Below are 19,167 nucleotides of genomic sequence, written 5' to 3'. Positions count from 1 at the left end.
ATTAGCTAAACGTCTTATTGTTTGAGGGTTGAAGCTTTGTTATTGTTCGTCGATTATTCACGGATTGAAAAGGCGGGGCGACACACAATGCGCTCTATAACTAAAATACAAAAAGAGAAACGTGCTTTATGATCATCTTTTTTATCTGCCTCACTATTTTAATAATGGGCTATAAGTTTTACAGCCCATTTGTTGAAAAACAAGCCGGTTTGGATTCAACTGCCGAAACACCACAAAAACGCTTTAGCGAAGGTGTTGATTACGTAGCTATTCACCCTGTACGTGCATTTTTAATTCAATTTTTAAATATTGCTGGTGTAGGCCCAATATTTGGCCCAATTTTAGGTGCTTTATACGGACCAGTCGCACTAGTATGGATTGTACTTGGTAATGTTTTAGGTGGCGCTGTACACGACTTCTTCTCAGGTGTAATGAGTATAAAAGAAGACGGTAAAAGCCTGCCAGAAATTGCAGGCCATTATTACAACATCGTATTTAAAGGCTTTATGCTTATATTTACTGCCATGCTACTATTTTTTGTAGGCGTAGTATTTATTATGAGCCCGGCAGGTTTGCTAAGTAACCTTGATTTTTTTGAAGGTACTATACTGGCAAACAACACCTTTTGGGTGCTTGCTATTTTAGCGTATTACTTTTTAGCGACCTTGCTACCAATTGATAAAATTATCACTAAGTTTTACCCAATTTTTGGTGCGCTAATGATTGTAATGACAGTGGCAATTGCTGTTTCGTTATTAATTAATGCGCCGCACTTACCGATACCAAGTGACTTTTTAGCCTACTTTGAAGCCGACCACGCACATGACTTTTTAGAGCCAAACCCCGACGGATTACCAACATGGCCATTGTTATTTATAACAATTACCTGTGGTGCTATAAGTGGTTTTCACTCTACTCAAGCACCTATTGTTGCGCGTTGTTTAACTAACGAAAAATACGTACGCCCAGTTTATTACGGTGCTATGACGTGTGAAGGTATTGTTGGCTGTGTATGGGCACTTGCTGGTATTGCAGCGTTCCCAGATGGTTACGCGGGCTTAAAAACATTACTTGACCAAGGTGGTCCAGGTTTAGTTGTAAACCATGTAGCTAATACTTACTTAGGTGTATTTGGCGGTATAATGGCAATTATTGCTGTAGCCGTGTTCCCAATTACTTCTGGTGATACAGCGTTCCGTTCACTACGTTTAACCGTTGTTGATGCGTTTAATATTCCGCAAAGTTTACGTAATCGCCTATTGGTAGCAGTGCCTATACTTACTATTGCGTACTTTATGACGAAGCTCGATTTCTCATTAATTTGGCGCTACTTCGCGTTCTCAAACATGTTACTTTCTACAAGCGTGTTATGGCTTGCCACTAAGTACTTATTTGACCGTGGTACATTCCATTGGATTGCGAGTATTCCGGCTGTTATAGCAACAGCGGTAACGGTTTCTTATATTGGTACTGCCGCAATTGGTCTTAACTTATCAAGCGATTATGGCAAACCTATTGGCGCTGTAGTTACAGTGATTGGCTTAATTGTTTTGGTGATTGTGCATTCTAAGCATAAAGTTAAACCAACAACGGTTTAGTTACTTATGAGTTGCGTAAAGTAAACTACGTAACTTAGCCAAACAAAAAACGAGCTATTTTATAGCTCGTTTTTTTACGTTTAAACTAAAGCTAAATTAAACAGTTTGGGTAGCAAGTTCAAAGTAACTGTTGTCGTCGAGTGTTTTGCTTATCATCATTGCGCCCTCTAGTAAGCTCACTGTTTTAATAGCAGCTTGGGCGGGATTAGGTTCATCATTAGCTAAATGAGCTGCTTTAAGCCACTGTAAGTTATGATTAAAAAATCGCTGTACTTCAAGGCGTACTTTATCAGGTAGGCTATCGCTTTCGGCACCTAACAAACCACATAAACACATTTTTTTATCGGTAACTAATGCCCCTCTAAAAAGCTGCGTGTACACTTCAATAGGGTTTTTACCGCTCGCTTTTAGCTCGTCCGGCTCACCTAACGCAGCCAAAAACGAGTTGGTATAGTGATGAGCAAGCTCTGCACCTAAATCAGCCTTTGTAGGAAAATGGTAATGCACACTGGCGCTTTTAATACCGACTTCGCTCGCAAGCTCTCTAAAACTAAAGTTACTGTAACCACCAAGGCGTACTTTATCCTGCGCAGCTTTTAATAGTTCTTCTTTTTTACTCATTTACATACTTCCCCATTGCAATAATAAAATTATCGACCAGTAGGTAGTCATTTACAAGCCATTTTATTTTTATAAGCAACTTTATGATTTTAAAGGTTATTAAATCATGACCAAATGAAGGGTTAATTTAAAAATTGACTTACATTTAATTTAGGAATATAAATTACCTATCGGTAGGTAGGTTACTGCCATCAATTAACTTTTAAACGATAAAGAATGAGACTGCTATGAAAATTTATGACGTAGAAAACTTTCCAAATCCACTTCGTGTGCGTATCGCTTTAGCTGAAAAAAATGCCACTGCACATGTTGAGTTTGTACCTGTTGACTTATTAAATGGTGAACATAGAACAGACGCTTTTTTAGCTAAAAACCCTTCAGCTGGTGTGCCCGTATTAGAGCTAGATGACGGCACGTTTATATCAGAAAGTACGGCTATTACTGAGTACATTGATACCGCGTTTGAAGGCCCATCTTTAATGGGTGAAACCGCAAAAGAGCGTGCAGTAATTAACATGATGCAAAAGCGTGCAGAATCTATGGTGCTTGACGCTGTGGCAACTTACTTTCATCATGCAACTGATGGCTTAGGCCCAGAGCTAGAAACGTATCAAAACGTAGCGTGGGGTGAAAAACAAGGTGAAAAGGCACGCCAAGGGTTTAGCTATTTTAATGATGTATTAGCGCAATCAGCATTTGTTGGTGGTGAGCAGTTTAGTATTGCTGATATTACATTGTATGCTGGGCTGGTATTTGCTGGATTTGCACAAATAGCAATCCCAAATGAGTTAACCCATTTAGTAGCATGGCAAGAAAAAGTAGCAAAACGCCCAAGTGTTGCTGCTTAATTTACTTGTTTTAGGTTAGGGTTTAAGTAAAACACCGGTTAGGAGCCAAATATGAAAATTGCTGCCGATTTTAGTAAACGAGTTGTAGTACATAGCGAAACACTCCCGTGGGTTGCATCGCCAATGGCGGGCGTTGATAGGCGAGCGCTGGACCGGGTGGGCGACGAAGTTGCCCGCGCAACAACTATTGTTCGTTATGCACCGGGCAGTGAATTTTCACCACATGTACATACAGGTGGTGAGGAGTTTGTTGTGCTAGAAGGTGTATTTCAAGATGAGCATGGCGATTTTCCGGCAGGTTCCTATATCCGTAACCCGCCGCAATCAAGGCATAAACCGGGATCTGAAAACGGCTGCGTTATATTTGTAAAGTTATGGCAGTTTCAGCCAGACGATCGAACGCATGTGCGTTTGCAAACAGACTTGATGCAAAGTACTGTGCATCCACATTTTAAAAATGTAGCCGTAACCCCTTTATATAAAGACGACTTTGAAGACGTAAGCTTATTACACTTTGAGCCCAACGCCTGCATGGTTATAAACGCAAAAGGTGGAGCAGAGTTCTTAGTACTAGAAGGCTCATTAGATGAGCAAGCCGATACCCTTGTAAAAAACAGTTGGTTAAGAGTGCCTATTAATAGCTCCGTTAACGTTAAAGCGGGAAGTAATGGTGCAAAAGTATGGCTTAAAACGGGCCATTTAACTGATGTAGAAAACCAGATATCTCGTGTACAAAACGCATAATTGAGTAGTTTATTTAAGATTATTTATTGATCTAGTTCAGGGCTATTTATTGTTCTAGTTCAGGACTATTTATTGATTTAGTTCAGGACTAATTAACTTTAGAAGGTGTATTTTTGTTACTTACTATTTAAGGAGAGTGGCAATGGTACACACAATACATGGTTTATCTATTGGTCTTGAACGTGCAGGACGAGAGTTTTTTTTAAAACTTAAAGCCGTTGGTACACTTACTCACGACGACTATAAAATAATCACCCCAATGATAAATTCAGCACTTAGCGAAGTTAATCATCCTGTAGTAAATGTTTTAATAGATGGTAGCGAACTTGAAGGCTGGGAACTACGCGCAGCGTGGGATGACCTCAAGTTAGGTGTTAAGCACTCTAAAGAATTTAAAAAAGTAGCTATTTACGGCAATAAAGAGTGGCAAGCTCGAATGGCAAAAATTGGTAACTGGTTTATATCGGGTGAGGTTCAATACTTTGAAAATGCTACCGCAGCGATAGATTGGCTAGACGAATAGCCTGATTGAAAACTTAAATTAAAGCACTCTTATAGAGTGCTTTTTTCTTTATGGGTAACGTTATTTGATGAATTACTATAACTGGCGCGGGCCATATAGCTATAATCGAATGCTTGCCCCTGCTGTAGCAGAAGACAAACTTAACCCACTGTCCGGAATTAGTTGACCACAACAGTCTTGTTTTGTAGTAAGAGCGCTAATGACTTATTTAATGGATGAAATGAAATAACCCGGCGATAAAAGATAAATTATTAATCTAAAATTAAATTTAATGGCACCGTTTTGTATATTTCATTAGGGTGGCAGTCTAGTTCAGTAAAAAGATGAACGCTTAGTCCAAAAGTAAATTTAGTGACTCGGCTTTGTCTATTTAATTATAGTAATTAAAGTGGTTCTCTTGTTTAATCCTTCCGCATAATAGAAATATCAAATGTTTGAGTAAATACTTAATTCAGGGATAAAAATGAAAACTATAATCAAAAAAATGTCATACCTTGTATTATGTGTATTGCTAACAAGCGGTTGCACTACCGCTAGTCCTAGTAGATTAGGGCCTGATGTAACGCCTGCGTTGTATAGTATTGAAACCCCATACACTATTAGTAAAGTGAGATCAGCTAATCGCAAATCTGGCTCATACATCGTAGGCTCAAGTTACGAGGGGACTTTATTTGCAGTAGATTATGACGGTAAAGTTTTATGGGAAAATAAATTGTCTGGTTTTATGAACCATGATGTTTGGACACAAGATATTACCGGTGATGGTAATGATGAAATATTGACCGCTAATGCAGATGGTCATGTGTATTGTTTATCCGACAAAGGTAAATTGAAATGGTCATTTAAAATTAATGATGCACCTATGTACTCTGTTACCGCTATAAAAAAAGATAATACTTCATATGTGGTCGCCGGTGGTTTTGATAATAATTTTTATTATTTAGACACTCAAGGTAAGTTAATAAAAACCATTGCATCTTCAACTTATTCAATTGAAAAATCGCGCCCAAACAAAGCAACCAAAGATAACCCTCAGGCGCGCTCTCAACCAGCGAAACGTCACTCAATCAACTTTTTAAGAGCACTTAAACAAGCCGACGGTAGTGATGTTTTAGCGGTGCTAGGTGTTGTTAATTCAATGCAAGGATCTGGCGCTATATATTTATTTAAACCACTCACAGATAAGCCATTTATTGCTGACCCATTAAAAGCGATGCGCTCACCCATTGGTGATATACGTGTAGTAGATATTGATGACGACGCAAATCAAGAGGTGCTTTTGGGCAGCACTAAAATGAAAAACCAAAGCATCGCCTTATATGATCCTAAAACAAAGTCTGAAACCGTTATTCCATTAAAAACAATATCACCTATATTCGGTAAGTTTGGTTATCGAATAGCTCAAACCGAACTAGTTGAATATCAAGGTGAAAAAAGTATATTTATCCTTTACGGTAATAGTTTAACTATTATTCCTGCCACTATGAAAAAAGCTAAAGTTAAAACTAAAACTAATGTGGTTACAGGAAAGTATTCGTATAACGATATGTGGAAAGACCCTGCAACAAATAAAATTATTTTAGCCAGTAGTCAAAGTGGTGGTAGCAGCATTCACGTTTTAGATATTACGAAAAAAGGATGGGATAATCAATTTAAAAACTTAAATCCTCCTGGAAAAATTGCTGCTATTTTGAATAATATTGACAAGGTAAACCAGCAGTTAACGCATTACCAAGAAACGACATATAAACATAAACCATTACCTGTATATTTAATGTCTGATATAAATAAGACATCAAAGAAAGTGGTTAAACACATCACGAATGAATACGATAGCCCTATATTTCTTGATTCAGGCAACCTGGGTACTGAAAATTGGGATCGTTCTGCAATACCGAACAAGGTTTATCAAAATAAACGTGACCGAAGAAAAAAATATGATTTATCGCAAGCCGAAATATTAGAAAAAGCCAAACAACTCTACAGTGGTGATGTTGGTGCAGCCTATTGGGGCGGTCATGGTAACGATCCATACTACCGTAGTTTAGATACTCATATTAAAACCTTAAAAGTAGCCAATGGGAAAAAATCTGTTTTAATTTTTCCTGAAGTGGCTCACTACGATAAAGATTTTGAAATAATGTTAGAAGATTTTATGTTTCCTTTAGCGGAGGCGGCACAAAAACTCAACGGCAACTTGTTTTTAAGGAACAAGCACACGTTCTGGCAATCAATGGTTTATAAAAAAGGGTGGTCAAGGCTAATTTCCGGTGAATTTGCCGATGTTTTTGTACCTGCAATGGAAGAAACTACTGATAAATCGATGGAATTAAGCATTGCCGGTAGAGTCGGTTTGTGGGCTAGTGGTTCGGTTAACAATTGGGGAGCGCGTTTAGCTCGAGATAACACAAGTTATGATCGATTAAGACAAAATTCGCATCAAATGTTGCCTAATCATGCTCTGCGACAGTACATCTATAGTGCAGCCAATGGCGCGACTTATATTAATAATTTTCCTGTTGACCAAACACACATGAAAACCTTTTGGGATTTAATTGGCAAAGGCGCGTTGTACATACCTAAACCTAATGAAATTTTAAGCTATTCACCTGTAAATATTGGCATGTTGCCACCAGATAATCATTATTTAGATGAAGGGAATAATGTTAAAACAACGTCGCTGTATGATCAAAAGGTCGAAGATGAAAATCCAATGGTATTCAGCCGACTAAATGGCTCATGGCCTGGTGCTCCTGTGACTGAGTGGGATTTTTCACGTTATGCCGCAGGTGTTAAAGAAAGGCGTTTGGGTTTCTTACCTCAATACCCAAACGGTTTAGTGTTAATTACACCACCACAAAAGGGCGTATTCGCTGATGATAAAGCAGCTAGAGGTGCTTTAGTTGATCATTTACACCCTATTTATAAAAACATTATGCAAGAGTACTTAACTGACGGTAGGGAGTATGTTTCTGCAGATGGAAAACAACATTTTTCAGCAAAAGAGTTTTATAAAACGATAGAAAAAAGTATTAAAGAGAAATCAGCGTTATTACCAATTACCGTTAAAGGAAATGTTGCCTGGGTTGTTGCGCAAACATCCCCTACTAATTTACGTTTAACCTTGATTGACGGCGGTTATATTAATCCACAAACAGCACTAGCTGAGGTAACCTTTAACACTATATCGCCTAAAAAAATTAAAGATACTTTGTCAGGGGATGAGTTTAAAATCACAAATGGGAAGATTAATGTTCAGTTACCTACAGGTGGGTTTAGGTTTTTAGATATCACTTTAGAAAAACGATTATAGTAAAATGGGTGCAATAAAAGAAACTGTATATTTTGGAGCTTACAAAATATAGTACTATAAAATTAATTACTCTGATTAAAGTTTACGTGATAAAGAAACCTTAATGTATGTATATAAAATATTACTTATAGTGCGCTGACCTTTGGTTTTTTCTAGGGAAGATGCCCCTTTGTTACCTACACGGATGTCATAGTTAAGTACTTAAGAAAAATGTTAAGTACATCCTTAATAATTTGGCTCAGGTCTTTCTTTTTGCCTTTAGTGTTTATAAATAATGAATCACGCAAAAAGCTGAGTTATGTAGACAAAATGAAAGTAAAAATAGACAGACCAATTGGTCGACAACAGCTGTTTATTAAAGAAAGACAAATGACTTGACCGTATTGAGCCTGCTTTACTTCAAATAAAGAGCGGAATATTACAGTGATTTAAGGCATGAATAAATTGACCTTACGGGGGCCTGGTGAAAGTGAATGCCTTTAATTTATTGTGCGGCAACTGTATTACCTTGTTCATAATATAGAAAAGCTGCAAAATACGATAGATTAAGAAGGGGAAGCCCTTTTAACCTAAATTAAAGCTACTCAAGCACCCTTAATCCCTTCCAAAACGCCAATTAAAACAATATCAAACACGTCTTTATATGTTACGCAAAAGTACAGTAATAGATTGAACCAAAATAGGAACTCAGTTATGGTTTATTAATCAATAAAAACAAATAAAAACAAATAAAAAGCGAGTTAATCTACAGGCTCGTTATATGGCAAGGCGATTATGGCTAATTTTGCAGATTTAAATTTACATGATGCAACTCTAATCAATATTGAATTTGATTGGGTAAATGCTTTAACGCTTGTAAGCTTTAAATTGCATCTAGAAAATATCGTAATTAAGTTTAGCGATTGTACAAATGTATGTATTCCAAATGAAAGCCTTTGGGGACAATCAGCATCTGTAAATACAATTAGCCAAGATGGTAATACGTTTAAAATAGAAATGCAGTCTGGTGATGTTATTTCGGTAAACTCAAGCTCTTTTTGTGTTGAGTAATTGCCATATAAGCAATTCAACAAGGACAAAAAACAGTTGGCTTTTTGTTCACTACGTTCACTTATTTTAGCCAACCATTTTTGCCTATTAATATGGGCGTTAGGTTGCAGATGAGCACCGAGATTGAACCAATGTATGTTGATTGTGGCGAACATGGGAAGAGAGTTGCTTCCGTTGTATGTTGCCATTTGTTGAAGCCTGAAGGTGAGCGCGTAGGCTTTATTGAGAACTCAAGCGAACCTAATGATCTCCAAGCTTGGTGTTCTAAATGTGAAGCGGAGTTTGAAGAGGAAGATGGTATGACTGAGAAGTTTCGAGCATTTAATAAAATGTCTGTTGTATGTGTCAATTGTTACGAAAAATCAGCCGACTATCACAGCATCGAGGCTCAATAGTGTTTGTCGTAAAACAGCAACCTGACAAGCCAAGTTAGCGGGAATTTTACTCACTGCAAAACGCTCAAAAACCCCCTGCTTGGGGCGTTATATGTACAAGGAGAGTTCAATTGATACGTTACCTATTATTACTGTTGATAATACCTTTTTATTCTTTTGCTGAAGTTAACCTTCCTCTGCAAAAGAACTAATTGAAATGGAGGTCGAAGATCAACATATTCGAAACAAAATAGGTGAGATAGGGTGGCAAAACCCACCTAAAGAACTCCTAGAAAAAATGATAAAAATAGATAATAGTAATACAGTAAGACTTAAAACTATCATCAAAAAGCATTCATGGGTTACAAAGGATTTAGTCGGGGTTGAGGGAGTTGGTGCCGCATTTTTAGTCATCCAGCATTCACCTGATGTTGCATTTAAAGAAAAAATGCTTCCTTATTTAAAACAATCATATTTGAATGGCGAAGGTGTTAGCGGACAACAAGTTGCCCTTTTAACTGATAGAGTTCTTATTGCACAAGGAAAGAAACAAATCTATGGTACTCAAGCTAACGTGACTGAAGGTAAAGTTGTGTTTAGCCCTATAGAAGATGAGACTAATGTAGATAAACGTCGTGAAGAGATGAAGATGCTCCCTTTAGATTTTTATTTAAAAATAATGGAAAAAATGTACGGGATTAAAGAACATCCTGAAATAGACTTGAATTAATGCCCATATAAGCTGTTAAACAAGGACAAAAAACAGTTGGCTCGCTAATTTTAACCAACTATTTTATTGCCTGTAAACAGGGCGTTGAGGCTGTAGAATTACTCTTTTTAGGAACGTATCTTACTATATTTGCTTGATTGTTTTTTAACCTTTAATCCATCTATTCGCTGTGATCTAATAGATATTATTCACCTATGGTAAACCGTTATGGCACTTTCTTTGGGTGAGAAGTTAAGCCTGACTTATCCTGTCAAAATAAATTCATTCCTATCAATTTCGCTGAGCAAATTATGCCAGGCACATTTGAATATGCCCTTTGTTATATTGTCGAAAATAAAATCGACTTGTCAGGATTTGACGCGTGGTATAACAACGACAAAACGGGCGCTGCTGCGTATCCGCCTTCGGTAATGCTAAAGATTATTTTACTGGGTTATGCGCATGGTGTGATTAGTAGCCGCCGAATTACACATTGGCGAACTAATGTGAGTAATTGTAAAAATTTACTCGCATAACATTTGAAATTATTAATAAGCACCAAGCCTGCATCACTGCAGTTATTTTCATGCGTGTAATTCAGGTTTAATAGCAACAATGGCATATTTAATTGATTAGATGAGAGCAACCAAGCAATAAAAGACAAATACCCAGGCTAAAAAACAAATTTAGAAGTATTATCTTATTTTTTAAATTAAGATGGATGTTTAGCTTAGAAAACCACTAAACAATCGAGTCGAGGCTAATTTTTAGATAGGATTGAGACATTAAAAGTAACATAACGAATTATGATTTTAATACAAGTAAATAGGCAGGGCCAAACTCTCCCTCATACTAAAAATACTAATGCATCTTATATACAGGAATGTAGATGAAAATCTGGAAAGGCACGTTTGCGATACTTACCACTCTGACATTACTGGTTGGGTGCGATTGGTTTGACGATAAAGTAACAGTGGCACCTGAGCAACAGGCTTATTTGATACCTGAACGTCATATAGAGAACGTTAAGTTACAAAAGCTATCGGCTAAAACATTATCTAATGAGCAGCTTTATCGTCGTGCTTTAAGTTTGTGGCCTGTAGCTTATCGCGAGCTTAGTATTCCTACCTCACTTGGTCAGGCTCGGGTTATTGTAGCAGGGCCAGAAGATGCTGAGGCTGTTGTTCTATTGCATGGTATGCAAGCGAACTCAGCTATGTGGTACCCTAATATAGCGGCATTAGCCGAACACTATCGGGTTTATGCCATTGACGATTTACTTGGTTCTGGAGGCTCACTTGCTGATACCGATATTTCAGGAATGACTCAAGTGGTAAGTTGGTATCAAGAATTATTTGATCTATTGCAATTGGACTCGATAAATCTAGTTGGTGCCTCGCGGGGAGGTTGGCAGGCGACTGCTATTGCACTAGCAGAATCAAATAATGAAATGTCGCGCATTCAAGCTTTGGTGTTGCTTAGCCCTGCGCAAACGTTCGGTTGGATTGAGCTAAGCGGTGACTTATTGTCGAGTATTTTGTTTACGTTAAACCCTGTACGCGATGAGGTTCAAGAGAGCTTAAAAACTTTGTCTACCAAAGTGCACTTGATTAACTCTATTTACTTGGATCAATATGTGGCAGCACTTGATGATAATCCTGTACCAGGTTTAATTACCGAAATGCGACCATTTTCAGATCAGCAGCTCCAACAAATTACTCAGCCTACACTAGTTATGATTGGTGATAATGACATAATGAACAATCAAGATAGTCTTGAGAGGGCAAATAAAATGCTGAAAAAAGTTCAAACTATACAGGTTCAAGATGCGGGACATTTTTTAACAGTCGATCAAGCTGAGCAAGTAAATCGTGCAGTATTGGATTTTTTATCTCTTTAATTTTTGGTGAGTTTACGTAAGCATAAAATTTTTACTCAAATCCCCACGGATATCACGTTAACTATTGAAGCAAATAAAGTAAGACACTTAGCTTTTCGCAGTTTGTATTTGGGTGCAGGTTGTACGGAACAACTAAATTGTAATTTTTAGTGTTAATACTTTTCTCAGCTATTTTAAAGGTTCTTTTAGAAGTGCAAATTACGCCTTTTTTATTTCCTCGAATTTCTCATCGTTTGCGACCATCTCAATGAGTTAGGGTAATTTAATGAAAGGTGAATACTTAAACCAGCCATTGCAACGTTTTAATAGGAATAGATAAAGTAATTATTCCTAACAAGGTTTTTGTTGATAGGACAACTAATGTGTTCCTTGAGCAAATAAAAGCGTTATAAAAAAAGCCGCTCGTTGTAACGAGCGGCTTAACTATTCTAACTAAGGGATGCTTTAGAACGTGTAACGAGCACCAATTGAGTAACGAGGACCGTATTGATTAGCAAATAAGAACTGCTCTTCGTAACGTCCGTAACCTTCTTCGGTTGCATTGTTTAAGTTTATGCCATCAAAAAATACCGTTACGTTTTCGTTTACATCGTAGTTAACGCTCATATCCCATTGGCCATAGGCTTTAGCATATTGCGGAGGCGCATCAGCTGAACCTTGCGCTTGGCCTACACCAATTAAGTACGCGTCGCGCCATGCGTAAGTAATTTTAACTGATAGGCCGTCTTTTTCGTAAAAGCCTTGGAAGTTAGCTGAGTCACTTAAGCCTGTAAGTGGTGCTTGTTGATCAAGGCTTTCGCTATCAAATTCAACGTCGCCATCTACAAATGTTGCGTTAACACCAATACCAAAACCGGTTTCACCAATTAAGTGCTGAACAGCTACTTCAAAACCATCTACCGATTTACTGTCGGTGTTTTGTGGTTGGCTAATATTCCATGTTATTAGCGGATCGTCGCTGTTTGGTTCAATAACGCCATTTGCATTGCCGTAACCGCTGGCAATCATTTGTGCAAAAATAGCGTCGGTTGTTGCTTGCTCGCCACGTGATTCAATATCGCTTACGGCTTGTAAGTAACGAGGGCCGTTTAAAATATCGTACAAGCCATCAATAGTGGTTTGCGTAATGGTGGTTTGAATAAAGTTATCAACATCTTTTTTAAAGTAACCAACAGACGCGTAACTGCCTTCTGCGTAGTAATACTCAAGTGATAAATCAAGGTTTGTTGATTCAAATGGCAATAAGTTTGTATTACCTTGGCTACCTGTACGAGAACCTGGTTTTGGGCTGCCTGTTAAACTACGGCCACCGGCTAAATTACCTAGTGGTGCACGCGACATTGTTTTACCCCAAGATACGCGGGCTACTACGTCTTCAGTTAAATCAACACTTACGTCGATTGAAGGCAGTAAAACATCGTAATCACCTTGTTGCTCTAAGAAGTTATCATCGCCGCCAGCAGCGTATTGCATGATCCACTCTGAAGCGCTGATCCAATTAACTTGATCTTCAACGCGTTGACGTACAGTACTGGTTACGTCTGTTTGCTCATAGCGTAGGCCTGCATTTACTTTTACGTAGTAGTTACTTACGTCAAATTCCCAGCTTGATTGAACATAAAAGCTATTAGTGATTTCTTCTACGTAGCTTTCGCTGTCAATACCATCCATATAGGCATTGGCGGCGTATGCATCGCCACCGGTTACATCAGCCGTTAAATAAGCAATTTGGCGCGCTACGGCTTCGTCAAAATCGTAGGTATAGTAGTAACCAGGTTGTAAGTTGCTGCCGCCGCCATCAAACTGATCTAATAACCCTGATGTGTTGTTGCGGGTAAACATACTATCTGGGAATATTTCTGTGTACGATGGGTTAAAGCCTGGACCACCGACTAAACCACTCCACGCAGTGTAACCACCGGTGTTTTGCTCAGTACGTGATGCGCCAAATTTAACTTTAACTAAACCAATGTCATAACTTTCGTTATACCACGTAGTATGTAGTTGTAACTGTTCAATGTTTGATTCACCTGGCGAGTGGGTAAACTGACTAAAGTTTGAGTCAATTTCGCCCGGTGTTAGTTCGCTTGTGCCATTTAACCAGTTAACTTGAGCACTTGGAATATCGCCTGTGCGGTAATCGTAAATTTTATTAGCAAGCTGGTCTGAGCCCAAAATCACTTGGCCGATACTGCCTAGCCCGTCATCGGCGCCGTTGTCAGTCTCATTTTTAGAGTCGTGGTAATCAAGCTCTACGTGCCACGTATCGTTAATTTCCCAATCTAGATTTAAACCAAGTGAGCGCGCTTTTACTTCTGTAGTGCCTTTAGTAGCTGTGAATGATGCATCGTTACCGCTAATATCGGCGTAAACAGCTGTGCCATTTTCATCAAGCTCGTAGCCGTTAATATTGCTACCAAAGTCGTTCCAAATACCCCAACCGATACTCTCAGAACCTGTAACTGCTTTACTTGCTGTATAATCCAGCGTGGCTACAAAGCCATCTACCGGTGCAAACTGAAAAGTAACTTGTCCGTTTGTACGTTCACGTTCTACGTCTTCAATAGCGTAGTTCATGTCTTTAGGGAAATAGTAATTGCCTGAAGGGTCTGTGCGGTTATCAACCTCGTTGCTGCTATCTAGATCAGGTAGGTCTACATTGGCCTGCCAGCCTTGAATATTGGCACTTTGTTTTTGAAAGTCACGCTCTTGGTGCGAAAATGAAAAACCAAAGCCAAAAGTGTCATCTACAAAGGTATTGCTGTAAACAGTAGAAAACTCTGGCGTTACGTTATCGCCAGCTTCGTTTGACGAGTCGTGATTTGCTTTAACGGTTGCTGAAAAGTTTTGACCCGGCTTTTGAAAAGGGCGCGCAGTAGAAATATTAACTGTTGCACCTAAGCCACCGCTTGGCACGTCTGCACGTGCTGTTTTAAATACTTCAAGGGCACTTACACCTTCAGAGGCAATGTTTTCAAGGTTATACGAACGTGTATAACCTGTGCCGGGCATTTGGCGACCATTTAAGGTAATTAAGTTAAACTCAGGACCAAAACCACGTACTGTAATTTGGCTACCTTCACCGTTTGCACGACTAACCGATACACCGGTAATACGTTGTAATGATTCTGCTAAGTTGGTATCTGGGAATTTACCCATTTCTTCAGATGAAATGGCATCTACAATGCCAGAAGAGTCGCGTTTCATATCCATAGAACGAATAAGTGAACCACGAATACCTTTTACTTCAATAACTTCTACATCAGATGAAACGCTTGTTTCAGCTTCTGCCGCAATAGCTGTGTTTAATGTGCTCGCAGCAATGATGAGAGACACAGAAGCCGCAAGTTGGCTCTTTTTAAAATTGAATGTGTTCATAATAGCTCTGCTTTATAAAATGTTGTTCAAGAGAGAAGGTGCAGCGTAAGCACCTAGAATTTGTCAGTGAAATCTTAATTATGGGTTTGAAACTGTCACATTATCAACACGATATGTTGCGCCAGCCCCTTGGCCCCAATTAGGAAAAATCATTAATACATCTATTGCACTTACATCTAAACCGGCAGCTGATAAATCAGAAAGCGTATAAGTATATGTTTGCCATTCGTTTAAAATAGGGGCAATGCCTTCAACACTTTCAGTAAGTGCAAGCTCTACAGCAGAATCACCTTCGTTTGACTCAACTTTGAAAAACCATGGAGCATCGGGTGTGCTTGGCATACTTGTTACTTTCATATCGAATGTAATTTGACCAACCGTTATGATAGCGCTTGCATCAAATGCCTCACCACTTCCACCAACGGATGTGCGGCTATTAAAGCCCATTACGGTAGGCGTATCATTTATTGTAAACTCTGCTGTTATACCATGTTGTTCATCATCCATTACTTCCACGGGTGTAGACCCGCTACAGCAGTCCCACATAGGCCAATCAAGATTTTGGGTATCAGAGAACACATCAAGCTTAGGGAAATCTTGCGTGATTTTTACATCATTAACTCTATAAACAGCGCCATTACCAGTGCCCCAAGTAGGGAAAATCATAACTACATCAATAGCACTAATATCTAAGTTTGCAGCAACAAGATCGGTTAATTTAAATGTGTATGTTTGCCATTGACCAACAACAGGCGCAATACCTTCAACGCTTCGAGTAATAGGTAGTTCAGCCGCAGTCGGGGCGTCACCTGCGCTTTCAAGCTTAATAACCCATGTAGAGTTTGCATCAGCAGGTGCGCTAGTTACTTTCATTTTAAACTGAAAATACCCTTGTGCTAACAGGGGGGTTGCATCAAAAGGGGAGGCTACACCAGCTTCATCGGTGATGTTTGCCGCCCTTGAAATAAACCCGTTTACTGTTGGGTTTTCTCCAACACTAAATTCAACAGTATTACCTTGCTGTTCATCAACAACTATTGCAGGAGTTGAGCCTCCGCAACAATCCCACGCAGGCCAATTAATATTAAAAGAATCACCAAATATGGTTAATGGAGTAACTCCTCCAGCTATAGGAACGGGTGCATCACCCTCAAGCAAGGCATCGTCTAAGCTATCGTAACCTGGGCGAACGGTTTCACAGCCTTTGCCTGTTTCAGGGTTTGATGCACATTGATAAACACGTACATAATCAATAGCAAAGGTTTGGCCGTTTTCAAATGCACTAGCATCGATACCTAAATCATTTACGTTTTCAGGCCAGTCGCCGCCTACGGCAAGATTTAGCAATAAGTGAAAGTCTTTATCAAATGGTGCACTATCCCAATGCGTTGTAAGTTCGCCAGAACCTTGTTCAAAGTATTCTGCAAACCAGCCACGATGTTTTAAGCCCGCAGGCTCATTTTTGGAATTATATAAAACCTCAGATTGACGCTGGGTTGCATAAAGGTAGCCATCTACGTACCAGCGAATTTCACCTTCTTGCCATTCAACAGCATACGTGTGGAAATCATCTGCTGGATTAGTATCTTCAGGGAATTTGTATTCTTTGCCAGTAGAACTGTTATCTGGCCACGCGCGTCCGTAATGAAGTGTGCCGTGGATGCTTGACTCTATTCCACCGTCTTCATCCGGTGTTTTAAGATTTACTGATTCTAAAACATCTATTTCGCCAGAACGAGGCCAAGTGCCATAAACTTCATCTGTTGGCAGCATCCAAAATGCTGGCCAGCTACCTTGTCCTGATGGAAGTTTGGCGCGCACTTCAAAGCGACCATACGTAAAGTCAGCGTTGTAACGCGTATTTAAGCGTGCTGAAGTATAAGGTTTTTCTGCACCTTCTTCAGCGGGTAGGGCAACAATGTTTAACACACCGTCTGCAATAAATGCATTTTGCTCGCTGTCGGTGTAACACTGTTTCTCGTTGTTACCACCGCCATTGCAGTTTAATTCATAGTTCCATTTGTTTGTATCAATGGCTGAGCCTTCAAACTCGTCGCTCCAAACCATTTGCCAATCTGATACTGGCTCAGAGGCATCTACATTTTCAAAATTTGATTTAGTGGCAGAGTCGCCACCACAGCCAGCTAACGTAACTAAAGAGATAGCGGCAAGTAAACGTGTAATGTGCGTTGTTTCAATGTTCATAACTGAACCCCGGTTTCAACAGATTATTGTCAGATTAATTGTTTTTTGAGCTTTGCTTTTTCATGCTGTAAGCGCTTACATTTTGAATTGTGTTTTGTAAGCGCTTACAAATGATATTGTGGAGCACGCAAATGGTCAACATATTTGTTTATTTTATTTACATTTAGTTTACGGTAAGACCAGCTGCCACTTTGTTTTTATGTAAAAATTGTCATTTAAAATATAGGGTTATATTATTTATGTTTTTAATGAAAGCGAAGTTAAAATGTTTTTTACATTAAAAGCAGAAAAGGACTTAACAATTAAAAGATTAGTGATGGGTACATTTATAGTATTTATGGAGTATTTTATTTATACCAATCTGCATAAAAGCACTTTTAAGTAGATTGGTATTGTATAAGATGAAATATAGCTTTTTTACTTATTTTTAAATGGCATAATCAATAAACCCCACAATGAGGCATTTTGCTTTTGGCTTGGGTATTCTTTTAAGCCAATATTTATATCTGCGTCGGTTTTTTTTGCTTTATCTTTGTAGCTACCAAATAATTTATCCCACCAAATTACACTAAAACCATAGTTTGAGTTAGTTTCACTAACTACTTGGCTGTGGTGAATACGATGCAATATTTGCGTCATTAATATTAAACGCAGTGGTTTTTCTATTGCATTGGGTAGGCGTATATTTGCATGGTTAAATAATGCTAAACCATTAAGTGCTATTTCAAATATTAATACTGCAATAGCAGGTACACCTAAGGCAGTAACTGCAATGAGCTTTATAAGTATGCTAAGTATAATTTCGATAGGATGAAAGCGCAGGCCTGTACTGGTGTCTACGTGTGCATCGGCGTGGTGTACACGGTGCAAACGCCATAAAATAGGTACGTTATGAAATAACCTATGTTGCCAGTAAATGAGTATATCGAGTAATAGCATGCTTAAAACAATAGTTATTACGCTTGGCATGGCGATTTGGTTAAATAAGCCTATGCCGTGTTCTTGATTATAAAGTGCCACGGCAGTTAACCCAATAGGGACCACTAAGCGCGCAATAACGGATGATGCAAACACTAATCCAAAATTAGCAAACCAACGAGTGCTGCTTTTAATGGGAGATGTACGCGCAGGCATACGCGATTCAAGCAGCATCATAATAACTAAAATGCTAAAAAAGCAGCCTAAGCGCCACCATATTTCGTTAGTCATTTATTACCTCAGAATTTGCACTGCTAAGGGTATCTTCAGTTGCTTTGTTAGCACCAGCTTCTTGTTGCTTAAGTGTATGATAACCACCATGTATACGGGTAAAAATGGTTATGCCACACGCAATAGCAAAAATACTCGCCATAATGGCAAAATGCTGCGGCCAAATACAAAATGCAATAAATAGCGCTATTGTTTCAGTACCTTCTGTTAAGCCGTTTAAGTAATAAAAGCTTTTGTATTTAAATTGCGGTTTTTCGAGTTTAAATTTTTCGGCTGCAATCGCAAATGCCAAAAAGCTTGAACCCGTGCCAATAAATGTGGCAAGCAATATAGCGCCTGCAATCGCATTTTGTTCAGGATTTGCCAAAATAAACCCAAGTGGAATAGCCGCGTAAAATAAAAAGTCGAGCGTAATGTCTAAAAAACCACCTGCGCTTGAACTTTGGTTTGCATAGCGTGCTAATGCGCCATCAAGCCCATCTAAAATTCGATTTAAAGCAATGGCCACTAATGCGCCGTACCACATTTCAAACGCCAGTAATGGCACCGCTAATAATCCAACTAAAAAGCCAACTACGGTAAGCTGGTCGGGCGTTATACCGCGCTTGTGCATTAATGCTACAACCGGTGTTAACAGCGGCTTTATTACAGGGGTAATATATTTGTCTAACATGTTTGGTGCCTTATGCGTTTAA

The 19,167-nt window shown here is 38.8% G+C and carries 15 protein-coding genes; 10 read left to right on the top strand and 5 right to left on the bottom strand.

Annotated features, from left to right (window positions below; genetic code table 11):
* The first annotated feature begins 128 nt into the window (after positions 1-128).
* Positions 129-1,598, top strand: coding sequence for a carbon starvation protein A (locus I6F66_RS11255; RefSeq protein WP_197209280.1), 1,470 nt, complete (start codon positions 129-131; stop codon positions 1,596-1,598).
* Between the two features lie 96 nt (positions 1,599-1,694).
* On the opposite strand, the gene I6F66_RS11250 is transcribed toward I6F66_RS11255, so the two are convergent.
* Complete coding sequence (locus I6F66_RS11250; protein ID WP_166420381.1) at positions 1,695-2,219, bottom strand: TetR/AcrR family transcriptional regulator; 525 nt, start codon at positions 2,217-2,219, stop codon at positions 1,695-1,697.
* Positions 2,220-2,446: 227 nt separating this feature from the next.
* On the opposite strand from I6F66_RS11250, the gene I6F66_RS11245 reads away from it, so the two are divergent.
* From I6F66_RS11245 to I6F66_RS11205, 9 genes are all read left to right on the top strand, one after another.
* Positions 2,447-3,067, top strand: a complete 621-nt coding sequence (locus I6F66_RS11245; RefSeq protein ID WP_197209279.1) for a glutathione S-transferase family protein — start codon at positions 2,447-2,449, stop codon at positions 3,065-3,067.
* 51 nt (positions 3,068-3,118) lie between these two features.
* Positions 3,119-3,811 carry a cupin domain-containing protein gene (locus I6F66_RS11240; RefSeq protein ID WP_197209278.1) on the top strand — a complete coding sequence of 231 codons (693 nt, stop codon included), beginning with the start codon at positions 3,119-3,121 and terminating at the stop codon, positions 3,809-3,811.
* A 142-nt stretch (positions 3,812-3,953) separates the two neighbouring features.
* A complete protein-coding gene (locus I6F66_RS11235) occupies positions 3,954-4,334 on the top strand; it encodes an STAS/SEC14 domain-containing protein (RefSeq protein WP_165728989.1) in 381 nt (126 codons plus the stop codon).
* Between the two features lie 463 nt (positions 4,335-4,797).
* Complete coding sequence (locus I6F66_RS11230) at positions 4,798-7,647, top strand: PQQ-binding-like beta-propeller repeat protein (protein ID WP_197209277.1); 2,850 nt, start codon at positions 4,798-4,800, stop codon at positions 7,645-7,647.
* Between the two features lie 774 nt (positions 7,648-8,421).
* Positions 8,422-8,697, top strand: coding sequence for a hypothetical protein (locus tag I6F66_RS11225; RefSeq protein ID WP_197161418.1), 276 nt, complete (start codon positions 8,422-8,424; stop codon positions 8,695-8,697).
* A gap of 110 nt (positions 8,698-8,807) precedes the next feature.
* On the top strand, positions 8,808-9,092 hold the full coding sequence (locus tag I6F66_RS11220; protein ID WP_197161420.1) for a hypothetical protein: 285 nt from the start codon (positions 8,808-8,810) through the stop codon (positions 9,090-9,092).
* 196 nt (positions 9,093-9,288) lie between these two features.
* The gene (locus I6F66_RS11215) at positions 9,289-9,801 is read left to right on the top strand and encodes a DUF6624 domain-containing protein (protein WP_231609695.1); all 513 of its coding nucleotides are present in this window, start codon (positions 9,289-9,291) and stop codon (positions 9,799-9,801) included.
* 290 nt (positions 9,802-10,091) lie between these two features.
* Positions 10,092-10,316 carry a transposase gene (locus I6F66_RS11210; protein WP_231609696.1) on the top strand — a complete coding sequence of 75 codons (225 nt, stop codon included), beginning with the start codon at positions 10,092-10,094 and terminating at the stop codon, positions 10,314-10,316.
* A gap of 353 nt (positions 10,317-10,669) precedes the next feature.
* The gene (locus I6F66_RS11205; protein WP_166420374.1) at positions 10,670-11,680 is read left to right on the top strand and encodes an alpha/beta fold hydrolase; all 1,011 of its coding nucleotides are present in this window, start codon (positions 10,670-10,672) and stop codon (positions 11,678-11,680) included.
* Between the two features lie 444 nt (positions 11,681-12,124).
* Here the strand turns inward: I6F66_RS11205 and I6F66_RS11200 are convergent, their stop codons facing one another.
* The 4 genes from I6F66_RS11200 to I6F66_RS11185 form a co-directional block, all read right to left on the bottom strand.
* Positions 12,125-15,058 (bottom strand): TonB-dependent receptor, encoded by a 2,934-nt coding sequence (locus I6F66_RS11200; RefSeq protein WP_197209276.1) that lies wholly within the window; start codon positions 15,056-15,058, stop codon positions 12,125-12,127.
* Positions 15,059-15,136: 78 nt separating this feature from the next.
* The gene (locus tag I6F66_RS11195; protein WP_197209275.1) at positions 15,137-17,263 is read right to left on the bottom strand and encodes a glycoside hydrolase family 16 protein; all 2,127 of its coding nucleotides are present in this window, start codon (positions 17,261-17,263) and stop codon (positions 15,137-15,139) included.
* 417 nt (positions 17,264-17,680) lie between these two features.
* Positions 17,681-18,472, bottom strand: coding sequence for a sterol desaturase family protein (locus tag I6F66_RS11190; RefSeq protein ID WP_165740873.1), 792 nt, complete (start codon positions 18,470-18,472; stop codon positions 17,681-17,683).
* On the bottom strand, positions 18,465-19,145 hold the full coding sequence (locus I6F66_RS11185; RefSeq protein ID WP_165740874.1) for a CDP-alcohol phosphatidyltransferase family protein: 681 nt from the start codon (positions 19,143-19,145) through the stop codon (positions 18,465-18,467). The genes I6F66_RS11190 and I6F66_RS11185 overlap by 8 nt, the downstream gene beginning before the upstream one ends.
* Between the last annotated feature and the right edge of the window lie 22 nt (positions 19,146-19,167).

The organism is Pseudoalteromonas sp. NZS100_1 (assembly GCF_015864285.1).
Lineage (GTDB): Bacteria > Pseudomonadota > Gammaproteobacteria > Enterobacterales > Alteromonadaceae > Pseudoalteromonas > Pseudoalteromonas arctica.
The sequence above is the reverse complement of the archived record's forward strand: the minus strand, read 5'-3'. Positions and strand labels throughout refer to the sequence as shown.